The sequence below is a fragment of the Mesorhizobium sp. AA23 genome (assembly GCF_001672435.1).
Taxonomy (GTDB): domain Bacteria; phylum Pseudomonadota; class Alphaproteobacteria; order Rhizobiales; family Rhizobiaceae; genus Mesorhizobium.
In genome coordinates, this window is record NZ_LYTP01000032.1 from 151,769 (window position 1) to 166,155 (window position 14,387).

Consider the following 14,387-nt stretch of genomic DNA (forward strand, 5'->3'; position numbering starts at 1 on the left):
TAGGGGCAAGATGAACCAGACCGCCATCTTCTGGCCGATGCTGGCGCAGGTGCTGCTGGTCTACATCGTCTATCTGGTGATGCTGAAGCGGCGTTATCTTGCCGTGAAGTCCGGCGAGGCCAAGATCAGCCAGTACAAGGTCCGCTCGACCGAGCCGGCCTCAAGCGTTACCGTCGCCAACAACCTCATCAACCAGTTCGAGCTGCCGGTCCTCTTTCACGTGCTATGCTTGGCGCTGTTCGTTACCAATGGCGTGAATTACCTGACGCTGACGCTGATGTGGCTCTTCGTCGTGACGCGCTATGTGCATGCCTGGGTGCATCTCACCAGAAACTATCTGCTGCACCGCAGCCGCGCCTTCTTCCTCGGCGCGGGCATCCTTCTCGTCGCCTGGATCTGGTTCGCGCTGCACCTGCTTGGGGCGGTGTAGACTGATGCTTGTCGCTCAGAAGTGTGCGCGGTTCTGGGACAACGACACGCCATCAACTCAAGTATTTGAAGCACGTTGCCGGAAACCGTTTCAGCGCGACGCGCTTTAGAGGTCGAACACCGCTATCCTGCGCTTGTCGAACTTGATGCCGATCTCGCCGCGCACCAGTCTAAGCGCCTGTTCGCCAAACACGGCACGCCGCCAGCCTTGCAACGCCGGCACGTCGGCGGCATCACCCTCGGCGGCGATGCGGTCGATGTCGTCGCTCGAGGCGAGCACCTTGGAGGCGACGCCTTCCTTCTCGGCGACGATCCTGAGCAGCACCTTGAGCAGTTCCGCCGCCGCGCTCGAGCCCTCCGGCGGCTGGAATGTCTTCGGCAGTTTGGGCATCGCTTCCTTCGGAAGGGAAAGGGCGGTGTTGACGGCGCTGAGCAGCGCGGTTGCCGTCGCCGAACGCTCCCAGCCCTTCGGCGTCGTCCGCAGCCGCCCCAACGCAGTCGCGTCGCGCGGCGCCTGTTGCGCGATTTCGTAGATCGCATCGTCCTTGAGCACGCGGCCGCGCGGCACGTCGCGCTCGCGCGCCTCGCGTTCGCGCCATGCCGCCACCGCCTGCACGATCGCCAGCTCCTGCGGCTTGCGCAGCCGCATCTTCAGCCGCTTCCAGGCATCCTCCGGATGCGGATCGTAGGTCTGGCGCGAGGTGAGGACGTCCATCTCCTCGTTGAGCCAGTGGGCGCGGTCCTCGCGCTTCAGCTCGGCGCTGAGGTGCTCATATACCTTGATCAGGTGGGTGACGTCGGCGAGCGCGTATTCGAGTTGCTTGTCGGAGAGCGGCCGGTGCCGCCAGTCGGTGAAGCGCGAGGATTTGTCGAGCCGCGCGCCGGTGATGCGCTGCACCAGCTGATCGTAGGAGACGCTGTCGCCGAAGCCGCAGACCATGGCCGCCACCTGCGTGTCGAACACAGGATGCGGCACCAGGTCGCCCAGATGAACGATGATTTCGATGTCCTGGCGTGCGGCGTGAAAAACCTTGACCACCGCTTCGTTGGCCATCAGCCGGAAGAAGGGTTTGAGGTCGATGTCGGGCGAAAGCGGATCGATCAGCGCCGTCACGCCTGGCGCGGCCATCTGGATGAGGCAGAGGATCGGCCAGAAGGTCGTTTCGCGGATGAATTCGGTGTCGACGGTTACGAATTCGGACTTTTCGAACGCCGCGATGACGCTCTCGAGTTCTTTCTGGGTGGTGATGACGTGCATCAATTCGCTTTTGGCATCATATCAGGCCTCTTCAATTTCAGCCGCAAGCGCTTTCGTCAAGCCGCAGTTAGAGCAATTCCAGGAAAAGTGACGAACAGTTTTCCGTCCGTAATTGCGTAAAATCAAAGAGATAGAGCGGTTCGGCGTGTCCGCGAAACGCTGAAACGCCTAATCCTGCTTGTCTGAATCGCCACCCCGCCGCGCCAGCCGCGCGAATAGCGTCGACGTGCGCAAAAGCGCGGTGAAGCGGCTGCGGCTGCCGGCCGGCACACCCGACCGCACCTGCATGCGGTAGAGGATCACGATGATGAGAACGGCATAGACGACGGCGTTGAAAACGAACAGCGCGCTCGGCCCGAAATGTTGCATCACCGCCGAGGCCGCAATCGGACCGCCGATCGCGCCGAAGGAGTAGAACAGCATCAACGCCGCGTTGATCAGCACGAATTCGCCTTTGCCGGCGCGGTCGTTGGCATGCGCTGCCGATAGTGAATAGAGCGGCATGGCGAAGCTGCCGAAGATGAAAACGATGATGAAGTTGAGGAACGGGTCGGCTCGCGCCACGAAGGCCAGCGCCAGCGCGGCAAGCATGGCGCAGCACGTCGTCGCCAACAGCACCGAGCGCCGGTCTCGGCGGTCGGAGAGATAGCCAAGCGGATATTGGATGAGGGCGCCTCCAAAAATGCCGACGCTGACGAAGGTCACGACATCGGCAACCGACATGCCGATCTCCTCGGCATAGACCGGCGACAGCGTGCGAAAGGCGCTGTTTGTGAGGCCGACGGCGATGCAGCCGATCGAGCCGAGCGGCGAGATCCGCCAGACGCGCGGCAGGTCGAGCTTGACGTCTTCCGGAGGCGCCGGGTTCGAGCGGTCCCCGAGCGAGACCGGCACCAGCGAAAAGGTGATCATCATCGACATGACGGCGAAGATGGCGAAACCGCCGGCGCCGAAGATCGGAATCAGGAATTGCGCGCCGGTAACCGAGCCGATGTCGACCATGCGATATATGGCGAGCACCCGCGCGCGGTCCTTGTTGCCGACGCCGGAATTCAGCCAGGCTTCCATGACGGTGAACAGGCCGGCAAAGCAGAAGCCGCCGGCAAAGCGCACCGCGCACCACATGACGGGGTCGATGACGAGCACCAGAAGCAGCGTGCCGACCGAGGCGATCGCGGCCAGCGCGGCAAAAGTCCGGACGTGGCCGACCGCCTTCAGGATACGCGTGACGGCCAGGCAGCCGAGCAGGAAACCGGCGAAATAGAACGTGCCCATCAGGCCGATATCGGAAGCGGAAAAGCCTTCCTGCGCCCCGCGCAAGGCAATCAGCGTTCCCTGCAGCCCATTGCCGCCAAGCAGGATGCCTGCGGCAATCAGGAGCGGAATAAGCGGACGGATGGACGACATTAAAGAGAGGCAATCACGGATCTGTGACCTCTTCTTGGACCATAGATCCTGTCAACGCCAGCGGCAAATGCAACTTCACATCCTTGCACCCGGCCGAGGAGATGGGCTGCCAATTGGGGTAGGGGTGTCCTAAGCCTTGCCGGCCCATATTTCTATCTCCAGCTCGACCGTAGCAGGTGTCTTGCCCGGAAACGCATGGATGTTCTCCACGGCCGGCCTCCGGCCAAGTGAACCTACCGTCAGCAGGCTGAGCGCGATGAAGGGGATGCCGATGCCATAGGCGGAGCGGATGCCCCAATGGTCCGATACGAAGCCGAGCAGCGGCGGGCCGAGCAGGAAAGCGATGAAGGAAATCTGCGAGAGCGCCGCGACGTTGATCGCCGCCGGGCGATCCGTCCGTTGCGCGGCGGCGGAGATCGCCAGCGGGAAGAGGGCGCTGCTGCCGATGCCCAACAGGGCAAAGCCAAACATCGAAACGGCCGGCAGCGGCGAGAAGAAGACGATGAGCACGCCGGCCGCCATCGCTGCCAAGAGCACGCGCGCGACCCCGCTTGGCGAGTGGCGGTCGACGAAGGAGTCGGCGAAAAGGCGTGTGGTTGCCTGCGAGAAGGCAAACAGCGCCACGGTCAAGCCCGGCGACGAAGGGGCCGGAGTCGAAGACGGTGCGCATGTAGATCGCCGACCAGTCGATGCTGGCGCCTTCGAGGAGCATCGCCGAAAGCGTCACGGCGACCAGGACCAGGATCGGCAATGTCGGCCGCGCGAACATCGGCGCCTTGTCGCCGGAGCTGGCGAAGCGGGCGGGCGCCGGCTCGAAGCCGCCGAGAAACAGGGCCGTTGCAATGGTCACCATCGGCACCACCAGCGCCAGATGCAGCTGCGGCGACAGGCCGAGATGCGCCATGGCGCCGCCGAACAGCCCGGCGCCGAAGAAGCCCGCGCTCCAGAGCTGACGGTCGCTACCAATTCGCCGGGCGTCGCATCGGCACTCGCCGATCTGCCCCTGGTCGAGCTGTTTGTGCTGGGCGGCAGGTATGTCCGCGACCTCGGCACCTGTGTCGGCGGCGATACGCTGGCCGCTGTGGCGCAGCTTGGCGCCGATCTGTTCTTCCTTGGCTCCTGCGGCCTCGATGCCCTCGCGTGGCGTCACCGCCTTCGATTCGGCGGAAGCGGAGGTCAAGCGCGCTATGGCCAGGAATAGCGCCGGCATCGTGATCGCCGTCACCAACGACAAGCTCGCCACCGCAGCGCCTTATCGCGTCGCCGCGCCCGACGCGATAAGCCATCTGGTGGTGGACAAGACGGCGCCTTCACCCATCCTTGCCGATTTCGAGCGCCTGGGTGCCGAAATCCACTTTGCCTGACCTGGGGCACCGCGCCTGCGTGTGACCGCTTGCCTTGACAAAGCCGGCCTCTCATGCGCTTTTCGCGCCAATTTTCGAGCCGGGCTTTCGCCCGCAATTCCGGACTCCACCAATGACAATGCATCGTTACCGCAGCCACACCTGTGCCCAATTGAGAAAGACCGACGTCGGCAATTCGGTCCGCCTGTCCGGCTGGGTGCATCGCGTGCGCGACCATGGCGGGCTGCTGTTCATCGACCTGCGCGACCATTACGGCCTGACCCAGATCGTCGCCGATCCGGACTCGCCGGCCTTCAAGGTCGCCGAGACGGTGCGCGGCGAATGGGTGATCCGCATCGACGGCGAGGTCAAAGCGCGCCTGCCGGAGACCGTCAACGCCAATTTGCCGACTGGCGAGATCGAGATTTTCGCGCGCGAGATCGAAGTGCTGTCGGCGGCCAAGGAGCTGCCGCTGCCGGTGTTCGGCGAGCCTGAATACCCCGAGGACATCCGCCTGAAATACCGCTTCCTCGACCTGCGCCGCGAGACGCTGCACAGGAACATCGTTGCGCGCACCAAGATCATCGCCGAGATGCGCAAGCGCATGGGCGAGGTCGGTTTCACCGAATTCTCGACGCCGATCCTGACCGCGTCGTCGCCCGAAGGCGCGCGCGACTTCCTGGTGCCGTCGCGCATCCATCCCGGCACCTTCTATGCCCTGCCGCAGGCGCCGCAGCAGTACAAGCAGCTGATCATGGTCTCCGGCTTCGACCGCTACTTCCAGATCGCGCCCTGCTTCCGTGACGAGGATCCGCGCGCCGACCGCCTGCCCGGCGAGTTCTACCAGCTCGATCTCGAGATGAGCTTCGTCGAGCAGGATGACGTGCTCTCCACCATGGAGCCGGTGCTTCGCGGCGTCTTCGAGACCTTTGCCGCCGGCAAGCCGGTGACTCAGCAATTCCGTCGCATTCCCTTCGACGAGGCGATGCGGACCTACGGCACCGACAAGCCGGACCTGCGCAACCCGATCGAGATGCAGGCGGTCTCGGATCATTTCCGCGATTCCGGCTTCAAGGTCTTCGCCAACATCCTGGCCAACGATCCGAAGGCCGAAGTCTGGGCTATCCCCGCCAAGACCGGCGGCAGCCGCGCCTTCTGCGATCGCATGAACTCCTGGGCGCAGGGCGAGGGCCAGCCAGGCCTCGGATACATCTTCTGGCGCAAGGAGGGCGACAAGCTCGAAGGCGCCGGACCGATCGCCAAGAACATCGGTGAGGAACGCACCGAGGCGGTGCGCCAGCAGCTTGGCCTTGCCGATGGCGATGCCGCCTTCTTCGTCGCCGGTGACCCGAAGAAGTTCGTTTCCTTCGCGGGCGCCGCGCGCACCCGCGCCGGCGAGGAATTGAACCTCGTCGACCGCGATCGCTTCGAACTCTGCTGGATCGTCGACTTTCCGTTCTTCGAATGGAACGAGGATGAGAAGAAGATCGACTTCGCCCACAATCCGTTCTCCATGCCGCAGGGCGGCATCGACGCGCTCGGCGGCCAGGAGCCGCTGGGCATCAAGGCGTTCCAATACGACATGGTCTGCAACGGTTTCGAGATCGCATCCGGCGGCATCCGCAACCACCTGCCGGAGACCATGGTCAAGGCCTTCGAGATGGTCGGCCTCGATCGCCAGACGGTCGAGGAGCGCTTCGGCGGCCTCTACCGCGCCTTCCAGTATGGCGCGCCGCCGCATGGCGGCATGGCGGCCGGCATCGACCGCATCGTCATGCTTTTGGTCGGCGCCAAGAACCTGCGCGAGGTCACCATGTTCCCGATGAACCAGCAGGCCTATGACCTGCTGATGAACGCGCCTTCGGAGGCCACCCCGCAGCAGCTTCGGGAGCTGTCGCTGCGCGTCGCCGTCGCGAAGAAGGACTGAGACGCGGGGACTCATCCTGAATCGATGGTAGCTCCGGGAGTGATTGGCGGCTGGCCTTCGCTCCAGAGCCATTTTCTCAAGGATTGGGTCAGAGCGTGTGGGCAACCGCCCGGATTTCAACCAATTGCTGCGGGAATGCCAGGCCCGAGACCCCGAGGAGGGTCACGGCAGGGCGGGGTGGTCCGACATACTCCTGTAAAGAGCGACAAACGCCTTCGTCGAGGAGGTCAGGCCCTGATCGTAGGAAAACGGCGATCCGGATCATCCGAACCGCCGTTGGATAATGCTGGCAGGTGCGCGGCGCCCCGATCAGTCCTCGTTCGCCTTGACCTTCACGCCCAGCGTCTTCGGCAGGTCGAGCGGGTTGGACATGGCGCCGGCCATGATCAGCGCGAACGGCACCGACGCCGGCGGCTCGGCCGAGATCTCGAGGCTCTTGGGGTCGTCGAGGAACTTGTTGACCGCGGCCGACACCTCGGCCGTCAGTTCGGGATTGTTGAGCTGCGCCATGCCGAACGGCACGATCGCCTTGGCTTGATTGGCGACGTCCTTGCCGGACATGCCCTGCTGCTTGCCGACATAGTCGAGCACCTTGCCGGTCAGCGAATCGTCGTCGAAGCGCACCGAGGCGCCGTTGAAGGAAAGCTGCTGCAAGAGGCCGAGCATGGCCATGCCCTGCGCGGAATTGTCGGCACCCTCGGGCTGTGCAGCGAACTTCTTTTGCATCTCCTGCATCGACTTGATGAAGTCGAGGGTGTAGCCGCCGAGATTGAAGGTCATGCCGAGCGTGCCGGCATTCTCGACCGAGATGTCGTATTTCGAGAGCTCCATCTTGCCGTCGCTGGGCTGCCAGGTGCCGGCCATCGAGACCGTACCGGAGATATTCTGGTAGCCGAGCGCTTGAATCGCCTCCTTCGACTTCGGGTCCTCGACCAGTGTCAGGTCGGCGTTGAACTTTTCCGTGTTGGCGGTGAAGTCCATCGCCTTGCCGTCGGCCGGCGGGGTGATCTGGACGGCCAGCCCGTCCATCGAGAAGGCCGTCTTGTCGCCGACCTTGACGGTCATGTTGGAGAGCTCGGCCGACTTGTACATCATCAGCGAGCCGAGCGGGTCGGTGCTGCCTTCGGCCGGCACCTTCATGCCGTGAATGACAACGGGGCTGAGGTTGAGCGTCACGCCGTCCTGGCTGCGCTCGAATGCCGAGCTCGAGACGGTCGCGATCTCGAAGCCGCCATTGGCCTCGGTGATGCCCTCCAGCTTCACGTCGCCGATCGGCAGGGCTTCCTTCTCGGCTGCCGGCTTGATGGACACGCCCTGCAGCACCGCGTTCGAATTGTCGCCGGAGACGCCGGTCCAGGAAATGTCGACGCCCTGGGCGGCAAGGGCCGCCTTGACGCGGTCGGCCACCGCCGGATCGGCGGCGAAGGCGGTGTTGAGCGGCAGGGCCAGCAGAATGGTTGAAAAAGCCAGTTTCTTGAGCATTGAGCGTTGAATTTTCATGGCGAGTTCCCTGTCCTGAAAAGTGTTTTTGAATTCTACTCCATCACCATTCCGCGACGAACGGGTCGGGAACAAGGCGTTTCCCGGCACATTTGTCGAAAACGGCGATGAAAAGCAAACCCGGCCGGCACGCTTTGCATGATGCGGTGAATTTGTCATGAAGACCGCGGCTCTCCTGCGCCGGCGCGTTGCCTGCCCAGATAGAGGGCGCATGTAACAGATTGATGTTGGCCGGTTAGCCCGCTTGCTGCCGGGGCCGGTTGCAGAATGGGCAAACTGGAATGTTCAACTTGCCGCTTCCGTGAAATCCTTCACGTCGCCATTTGCGACGAATCCGCCGACTGCCAACCCGGCGCTTGCCGCGAATCACCCGCTCGGCTAGTCCAAATCCATGGGCAAAAGGCATTTGCCGCCTGAAGACAATGGCGGCGGCGACAACATCGAACCGGTCGATCTGAAGGAAGCGCTCGAGAAGCGCTATCTTGCCTATGCGCTGTCGACCATCATGCACCGGGCGCTGCCGGATGTGCGGGACGGACTGAAGCCGGTCCATCGCCGCATCATGCATGCCATGCGGCTCTTGCGGCTCAACCCGGATCAGGGCTTCGCCAAATGCGCCCGCATCGTCGGCGAGGTGATGGGTAAGTTCCATCCGCATGGCGACCAGTCGATCTACGACGCGCTGGTGCGGCTCGCGCAGGAATTCTCGATGCGCTACCCGCTGGTCGACGGGCAGGGCAATTTCGGCAATATCGACGGCGATAACGCCGCCGCCATGCGCTACACCGAAGCGCGCATGACGGAGGTGGCGACTGAGCTGCTTGCCGGCATCACCGAGGACGCCGTCGACTTCCGGCCGACCTATAATGAGGAGGACGAGGAACCCTCCGTTCTACCCGGCGCCTTCCCGAACCTGCTCGCCAACGGCTCGTCCGGCATTGCGGTCGGCATGGCGACCTCGATCCCGCCGCACAACGCCGCCGAGCTTTGCGACGCGGCACTTCATCTGATCGAGCATCCGGACGCGCCGGTGGCGAAGCTGATGGATTTCGTCCAAGGGCCGGATTTCCCGACCGGCGGCATCATCGTCGACAGCCGCGCCTCGATCCTCGAAGCCTATGAGAGCGGCCGCGGCGGTTTCCGCGTGCGCTCCAGATGGAGCCAGGAGGACCAGGGCAGGGGCACCTGGAGCATTGTCGTTACGGAAATCCCCTATGGCGTCCAGAAGGCCAGGCTGATCGAGAAGATCGCCGAGCTGCTGATGGCGCGCAAGCTGCCGCTGCTCGAGGACGTCCGCGACGAAAGCGCCGAGGATATCCGTATCGTGCTCGTGCCGAAGAGCCGCAGCGTCGATCCAGGCATCCTGATGGAATCGCTGTTCAAGCTGACCGAGCTCGAAAGCCGCTTCCCGCTCAACATGAACGTGCTGTCGCGCGGCAAGGTGCCGAACGTCCTGTCGCTGAAGGGCGTGCTGAAGGAATGGCTCGATCACCGCCGCGACGTGCTGATCCGCCGCTCGAGATATCGGCTGGGCGAGATCGAGAAGCGGCTGGAAATCCTGGCCGGCTATCTGATCGCCTATTTGAACATCGACGAGGTGATCAGGATCATCCGCGAGGAGGACGAGCCCAAGCAGGTGATGATGGCCCGCTGGTCGCTCACCGACAATCAGGCCGAAGCCATCCTGAACATGCGGCTGCGCGCCCTGCGCAAGCTGGAAGAGATCGAAATCCGCAAGGAGTTCGACGGCCTTACCGAGGAGAAGAAGCAGATCGAGGCATTGCTTGCCTCCCACGCCAAGCAATGGGCGACGATCAAGTGGGAAGTCGCTGAGGTTCGTAAGAAGTTCGGTCCGGAGACCAAGCTCGGCAAACGCCGCACCCAGTTCGCCGACGCGCCCGAGCATGACCTCACCGATATCGCGCACGCCATGATCGAGCGCGAGCCTGTCACCGTCGTGGTTTCGGAAAAGGGCTGGCTCCGCGCGATGAAGGGTCACCTGACCGACTATTCGCAGCTTGCCTTCAAGGAAGGCGACAGCCTGAAGCTCGCCTTCCACGCGCAGACGACCGACAAGATCCTGGTCTTCACCACCGGCGGCAAGTTCTACACCATCGGCGCCGACCGGCTGCCGGGCGGGCGCGGCCATGGCGAGCCGATCCGCATCATCGTCGACATGGAAAACGACCAGGACATCGTCACCGCCTTTGTGCACGACCCGAAGCGCAGGCTGCTTCTGGTCTCATACGACGCCAACGGCTTCGTCGTCTCCGAGGAAGAGGTGATCGCCAACACCCGCAAGGGCAAGCAGGTGATGAACGTCAAGGCGCCGGACGAGGCCAAACGCTGCATTCCGGTTGCCGGCGACCATCTCGCCATCGTCGGCGAGAATCGCAAGATGCTGATCTTCCCGCTGTCTGAAATCCCGGAAATGGCGCGCGGCAAGGGTGTGCGCCTGCAGAAATACAAGGACGGCGGCGTGCTGGACCTTAAGACCTTCACGATTGCAGCGGGGCTGACCTGGCAGGATTCGGCCGACCGCACCTTCACCAAGTCGCGCGAGGAATTGGCCGAGTGGATCGGCGCCCGTGCAGCCGCCGGTCGCATGGTGCCGAAGGGTTTCCCGAGGACGGGCAAGTTCGGGTAGCGGGGCTCCCTCTTCTCCCCGTGTGGGAGAAGGTGTCGCCGAAGGCGACGGATGAGCGTGTTCCAAGGAACGCAGAGGTCTCGCTCCGCTGGAACATCCTTTATCCGTCTCGGCGCTACGTGCCGATCCACCTTCTCCCTCACGGGGAGGAGGCTAGGCGCAAACATTTGGACTATCGTCACGATTGCTGCACTATGATGGTGCATAAGCAACCATCGAGCTGGCAGGGGAGAACCGCCGCGTTGAAGCGGGCTGAGATCCAGAAACCAGGGCAGCGCCTGTTCGGTCTGTCGGCGCCGCTGAGGGCTGCCGTCATCCCGCCGCTGTCGGCGGCGCGCTGGCTCCTGGTGCTGATCGTCGCCGCCGGCGTCTATTTCTTCCACGGCTTCCTGTTCCCGGTGCTGGCGGCGCTCGTCATCGCCTTCGCCAGCTGGCCGCTCTACCGCCGGCTGCTCGCCGGGGTCGGCGGCAACCGCACGATCGCCGCGACCCTCGCGATCCTGTTCATTCTGACCTTCCTGGTGGTGCCGATAGCGCTCGCCGGCACTTACGCCATCAACGAGCTTCGCGAGTGGGTGGTCTGGGCGATCGAGACCAACCGCCACGGCTCTGCCACGCCCCAATGGATCGCCACCATGCCGGTCGTCGGCGAATGGCTGAACCAGCAGTGGACGGCCAATCTCGGCCATCCCGGCGGCATCGGCGAATTGATCCAGATGGTCAGCGGCTCCAACATCGGCACCATCTATCGCGGCGCGCTGGCCGCCGGCGGCAGCGCCTTCGGGCTGCTGCTCACGCTGCTTTTCATGCTGATCGCGCTGTTCTTTGCCTATCGCGACGGCGAGGGCTTCGCGGCGCAGGTTGATCGCCTCGGCGAGCGCATCCTGCCGACGCGCTGGGAGCGCATCTCGCGCGTCGTGCCGGCTACCATTTCATCGACCGTCACCGGCATGACCGTCATCGCCATCGGCGAGGGCGTGGTGCTGGGCGTCGCCTATTGGCTGGCCGGCGTGCCGTCGCCGGTCACGCTCGGGGCGCTTACCGGCATCATGGCGCTGATCCCGGGCGGCGCGCCGCTCTCCTTCACGCTGGTGTCGATCTACCTCGCCGCCAGCGGCAAGTTGTTTGCGGGCCTTGCGCTGTTCGTCTGGGGCGCGGTCGAGCTTTTCATCGTCGACAAGACGCTGCGCCCGAAGCTGGTCGGCGGGCCGATCAAGCTGCCTTTCCTGCCGACCTTTTTCGGCCTGATCGGCGGCGTCAAGACGATGGGCTTCCTCGGCCTCTTCATAGGCCCTGTACTGATGGCGCTGCTCGTCGCCATCTGGCGCGAATGGCTGCGCGAGGTCGAGCTGATGGATGAGCTTCCACCTGCCGCTGAAGAAGGGAACGGGCCGCCACGGATCGAGACGGCGCCTGAGACCAGGAAAATTCAGGCCGGGTAGGCGACGGCGAGCGCCGCCCGGCGCCTGCGGCCTTCGTGCAATTGCCAGAGCGAGTGGGCTACCAGCGCCACGATCAGGATCGCGCCGCCGATCAGGCTGTTTCGTGTCGGAGCCTCGGCAAAGACCAGCCAGACCCAGACAGGCGCGAGCACCGTCTCCAGAACGTAAAACATCGCCACCTCCGGCCCTGAAATATATTTCGGGCCGGCGGCGAGACAGAAGAACGAGATCGGCATGATCACCGCGCCGTTGAAGATGATCCACCACGGCGCGTTGACGTGCAGTCCTTCACCCGAGACCATGAATGCGGCGAGCGCTAGCGGAAAGACGACGCCGACCAGCGCGGTGAAGCCCATGTCCTTGCCGCTGGCGCGCGAGATGGTGATGGCGAGTGCGACGAAGAAAGCCGAGCAGAGCGCCATGAAATCGCCGAACAGTTTTCCGGTGCCGACCGAACCGCCGACGATGATCAGCACGCCGACGATCATCGCCAGCATTGCGATCACGGTGCTCAGCCGCGGTCGTTCTCTGAGGAACAGCCAGGAGAGCAGCGCCGCGAAGACGGTGTTGAAGGCCAGGATGAAGACGAGGTCGGCGGTCGAGGTATGATAGACGGCGGTGACGAAGGTGATCGAAGTCAGGCCGTAGCAGATCGCCGCCGCCAGGCCCGACCAGCCGGGGATGAGCTTCGGCACTTTGCCGCGCACCGCGCGCCAGACGACCCAAATCAACAGGGTGGCGACAAGCGTTGTCCCGGTCCGCAGCGCCATGATGGTCCACGGGCTGCCATCCGCGAGCCGGATCAGGGGAATGTCGAAGGTGAGCACCAGGCCGCCGATGGTGGTGATCAGCAGGCCTTTCTGATGGTCGTGGTGGGAAGACATGATTGGTCTCGCAATGATTTGCAGGCGGCGGCTGGCTCGATGGCGCACGCTTCCAGCGAGTGGCGGAAACACCAGCTTCCTGCCCCTTGAAACAGTTTAAGAACGGGCTTTGGAAAAAAGGTCAGCGACTGACCGCTTCGTGGTCGTAGCGTTCCCAGCCTTTCGGACCGAGATGCTCCTGCGGCATGAACCGCATCTTATAGCTCATCTTGCGCGAGCCGTTGACCCAGTAGCCGAGATAGACGTGGGGCAGTCCCCTCGCCTTGGCGCGGGCGATGTGATCGAGGATCATGAAGGTGCCGAGCGAGCGGTCCTCGAAATCGGGATTGAAGTAGGAATAGACCATCGACAAGCCGTCGGCCATCTTGTCGGTCAGCGCTACGGCAATCAATTCACCCTGGCCCTTGCCGGTGATGAAGGTGTCGGGGCCGCGGCGCCGGTATTCGATGATCTTGGTGTCGACATGCGTGTCCTCGACCATCATCGCATAGTCGAGCACTGTCATGTCGGACATCCCGCCGCGGCGATGGCGCGCGTCGAGATAGGCGCGAAATAGCGAATATTGCTCGGTGGAAGGCTGCGCGTCGTGCATGGCGCCGATGAGGTCGGCATTGCGCTGAGTGACGCGGCGCATGTTGCGGCTGGCGGTGAACTCCTGCGCCAGGATGCGCACCGACACGCAGGCGCGGCAGGATTCGCAGGCCGGCCGGTAGGCGATGTTCTGGGAACGCCGGAAGCCGCCTTGCGTGAGCAGATCGTTCATCTCGGGCGCCTTGTCGCCGACAAGGTGCGTGAACACCTTCCGCTCGAACTGGCCCTCCAGATAGGGGCACGGGGACGGCGCGGTCAGGAAGAACTGCGGCGACTGGGTCGGATGCTGCGTCATGGATTCTTGGACACGCTCCTGCGAATCGCCCTACCTTTGGCCCTGCCGGCGAAAAATTCAACAGGATTGTGCTGTCGCGGCCGGCCCAAGCTGTTCATATCTAGCACAACCGGCGCGGCGACGGCGGCCGCACATAGCGTCAGCTATCGGTGCGGGTGACGACGGTGCCGAGAAGCAGGTCGTGCAGCGTCCGCTTGCGATCGGAAAACAGCGTGACCAGCAGCACCAGCGGCGTCAGGATGACGTTGCCGGCCCAGAACAGCACCGAATGCACGACGGCGGTCAGGCCGTCGATGCGCGTGCCGTCGAGCCTCTCAAGCCGGATGCCCATGATCTTCATGCCGGTTGTGGCCTGGTCGCGGCTGCCCAGCGTGTTCCAGATGTAGAGGATGGCAACCGCCGGAAGCAGGACGGAGAACAGCGCCCAGCCCAGGCCGAAGGTCAAAAGCCCGAGTAGGGCGACCAATATGGCGAAGGGGATGGTGAGCAGCGCCACGAAGAAATAGTCGAGGATGAAGGCGAAGATGCGCCTGGTGCGCACGCCGCGGTAGGCGCGTGTATCCTCGAGCCTTGTGGTGATAATCTCGCCGTCCAGCACGCGCGTGTTCATGTGTCATGCCCTCGCAACAGGCCGGAAATAAGTCTCGGCCATTCGCCTCTGAAA

At 63.6% G+C, this 14,387-nt stretch carries 13 protein-coding genes; 6 read left to right on the top strand and 7 right to left on the bottom strand.

Features of this window, described 5'->3' with window-relative positions:
• The first annotated feature begins 10 nt into the window (after positions 1 to 10).
• Complete coding sequence (locus A9K66_RS27445) at positions 11 to 430, top strand: MAPEG family protein (RefSeq protein ID WP_067000646.1); 420 nt, start codon at positions 11 to 13, stop codon at positions 428 to 430.
• Positions 431 to 535: 105 nt separating this feature from the next.
• Here A9K66_RS27445 and rnd read toward each other — a convergent pair whose 3' ends face one another.
• The 3 genes from rnd to A9K66_RS31370 form a co-directional block, all read right to left on the bottom strand.
• On the bottom strand, positions 536 to 1,687 hold the full coding sequence (gene rnd, locus A9K66_RS27450; RefSeq protein WP_067329970.1) for a ribonuclease D: 1,152 nt from the start codon (positions 1,685 to 1,687) through the stop codon (positions 536 to 538).
• 168 nt (positions 1,688 to 1,855) lie between these two features.
• Complete coding sequence (locus tag A9K66_RS27455; RefSeq protein WP_067329973.1) at positions 1,856 to 3,094, bottom strand: MFS transporter; 1,239 nt, start codon at positions 3,092 to 3,094, stop codon at positions 1,856 to 1,858.
• A 129-nt stretch (positions 3,095 to 3,223) separates the two neighbouring features.
• Positions 3,224 to 3,712, bottom strand: coding sequence for an MFS transporter (locus A9K66_RS31370; protein WP_245307725.1), 489 nt, complete (start codon positions 3,710 to 3,712; stop codon positions 3,224 to 3,226).
• Between A9K66_RS31370 and A9K66_RS31375 the strand changes: the two genes are divergently transcribed.
• The 3 genes from A9K66_RS31375 to aspS all read left to right on the top strand — a co-directional run bounded on the left by A9K66_RS31375 (position 3,597) and on the right by aspS (position 6,364).
• Positions 3,597 to 4,295, top strand: coding sequence for a hypothetical protein (locus A9K66_RS31375; RefSeq protein WP_245307713.1), 699 nt, complete (start codon positions 3,597 to 3,599; stop codon positions 4,293 to 4,295). The two genes, A9K66_RS31370 and A9K66_RS31375, sit on opposite strands and share 116 nt — an antisense overlap.
• A complete protein-coding gene (locus A9K66_RS31380) occupies positions 4,282 to 4,458 on the top strand; it encodes a hypothetical protein (protein ID WP_245307716.1) in 177 nt (58 codons plus the stop codon). Before A9K66_RS31375 ends, A9K66_RS31380 begins: the two co-directional genes overlap by 14 nt.
• A 118-nt stretch (positions 4,459 to 4,576) precedes the next feature.
• Positions 4,577 to 6,364, top strand: coding sequence for an aspartate--tRNA ligase (aspS, locus tag A9K66_RS27470; RefSeq protein ID WP_067329976.1), 1,788 nt, complete (start codon positions 4,577 to 4,579; stop codon positions 6,362 to 6,364).
• 309 nt (positions 6,365 to 6,673) lie between these two features.
• Here the strand turns inward: aspS and A9K66_RS27475 are convergent, their stop codons facing one another.
• On the bottom strand, positions 6,674 to 7,864 hold the full coding sequence (locus A9K66_RS27475) for a hypothetical protein (protein ID WP_067329980.1): 1,191 nt from the start codon (positions 7,862 to 7,864) through the stop codon (positions 6,674 to 6,676).
• 391 nt (positions 7,865 to 8,255) lie between these two features.
• Between A9K66_RS27475 and parC the strand changes: the two genes are divergently transcribed.
• Entirely contained in the window at positions 8,256 to 10,511 is a 2,256-nt protein-coding gene (gene parC, locus A9K66_RS27480) for a DNA topoisomerase IV subunit A (RefSeq protein ID WP_067329983.1), read from the top strand.
• 242 nt (positions 10,512 to 10,753) lie between these two features.
• Entirely contained in the window at positions 10,754 to 11,953 is a 1,200-nt protein-coding gene (locus tag A9K66_RS27485; RefSeq protein ID WP_067329987.1) for an AI-2E family transporter, read from the top strand.
• Here A9K66_RS27485 and A9K66_RS27490 read toward each other — a convergent pair.
• The 3 genes from A9K66_RS27490 to A9K66_RS27500 form a co-directional block, all read right to left on the bottom strand.
• A complete protein-coding gene (locus A9K66_RS27490) occupies positions 11,941 to 12,837 on the bottom strand; it encodes a DMT family transporter (RefSeq protein WP_067329991.1) in 897 nt (298 codons plus the stop codon). The two genes, A9K66_RS27485 and A9K66_RS27490, sit on opposite strands and share 13 nt — an antisense overlap.
• 121 nt (positions 12,838 to 12,958) lie before the next feature.
• Positions 12,959 to 13,723 carry an arginyltransferase gene (locus A9K66_RS27495; RefSeq protein ID WP_067329994.1) on the bottom strand — a complete coding sequence of 255 codons (765 nt, stop codon included), beginning with the start codon at positions 13,721 to 13,723 and terminating at the stop codon, positions 12,959 to 12,961.
• A gap of 139 nt (positions 13,724 to 13,862) precedes the next feature.
• Positions 13,863 to 14,333, bottom strand: coding sequence for an RDD family protein (locus tag A9K66_RS27500; protein ID WP_067329997.1), 471 nt, complete (start codon positions 14,331 to 14,333; stop codon positions 13,863 to 13,865).
• Between the last annotated feature and the right edge of the window lie 54 nt (positions 14,334 to 14,387).

What these genes read in the sequence shown, in the direction of transcription:
- A9K66_RS27445 (WP_067000646.1), top strand. Translation starts at nt 11, where the DNA reads ATGAACCAGACCGCCATCTTCTGGCCGATGCTGGCGCAGGTGCTGCTG.
- rnd (WP_067329970.1), bottom strand. Translation starts at nt 1,687, where the DNA reads ATGCACGTCATCACCACCCAGAAAGAACTCGAGAGCGTCATCGCGGCG.
- A9K66_RS27455 (WP_067329973.1), bottom strand. Translation starts at nt 3,094, where the DNA reads ATGTCGTCCATCCGTCCGCTTATTCCGCTCCTGATTGCCGCAGGCATC.
- A9K66_RS31375 (WP_245307713.1), top strand. Translation starts at nt 3,597, where the DNA reads ATGAGCACGCCGGCCGCCATCGCTGCCAAGAGCACGCGCGCGACCCCG.
- A9K66_RS31380 (WP_245307716.1), top strand. Translation starts at nt 4,282, where the DNA reads ATGGCCAGGAATAGCGCCGGCATCGTGATCGCCGTCACCAACGACAAG.
- aspS (WP_067329976.1), top strand. Translation starts at nt 4,577, where the DNA reads ATGCATCGTTACCGCAGCCACACCTGTGCCCAATTGAGAAAGACCGAC.
- A9K66_RS27475 (WP_067329980.1), bottom strand. Translation starts at nt 7,864, where the DNA reads ATGAAAATTCAACGCTCAATGCTCAAGAAACTGGCTTTTTCAACCATT.
- parC (WP_067329983.1), top strand. Translation starts at nt 8,256, where the DNA reads ATGGGCAAAAGGCATTTGCCGCCTGAAGACAATGGCGGCGGCGACAAC.
- A9K66_RS27490 (WP_067329991.1), bottom strand. Translation starts at nt 12,837, where the DNA reads ATGTCTTCCCACCACGACCATCAGAAAGGCCTGCTGATCACCACCATC.
- A9K66_RS27495 (WP_067329994.1), bottom strand. Translation starts at nt 13,723, where the DNA reads ATGACGCAGCATCCGACCCAGTCGCCGCAGTTCTTCCTGACCGCGCCG.
- A9K66_RS27500 (WP_067329997.1), bottom strand. Translation starts at nt 14,333, where the DNA reads ATGAACACGCGCGTGCTGGACGGCGAGATTATCACCACAAGGCTCGAG.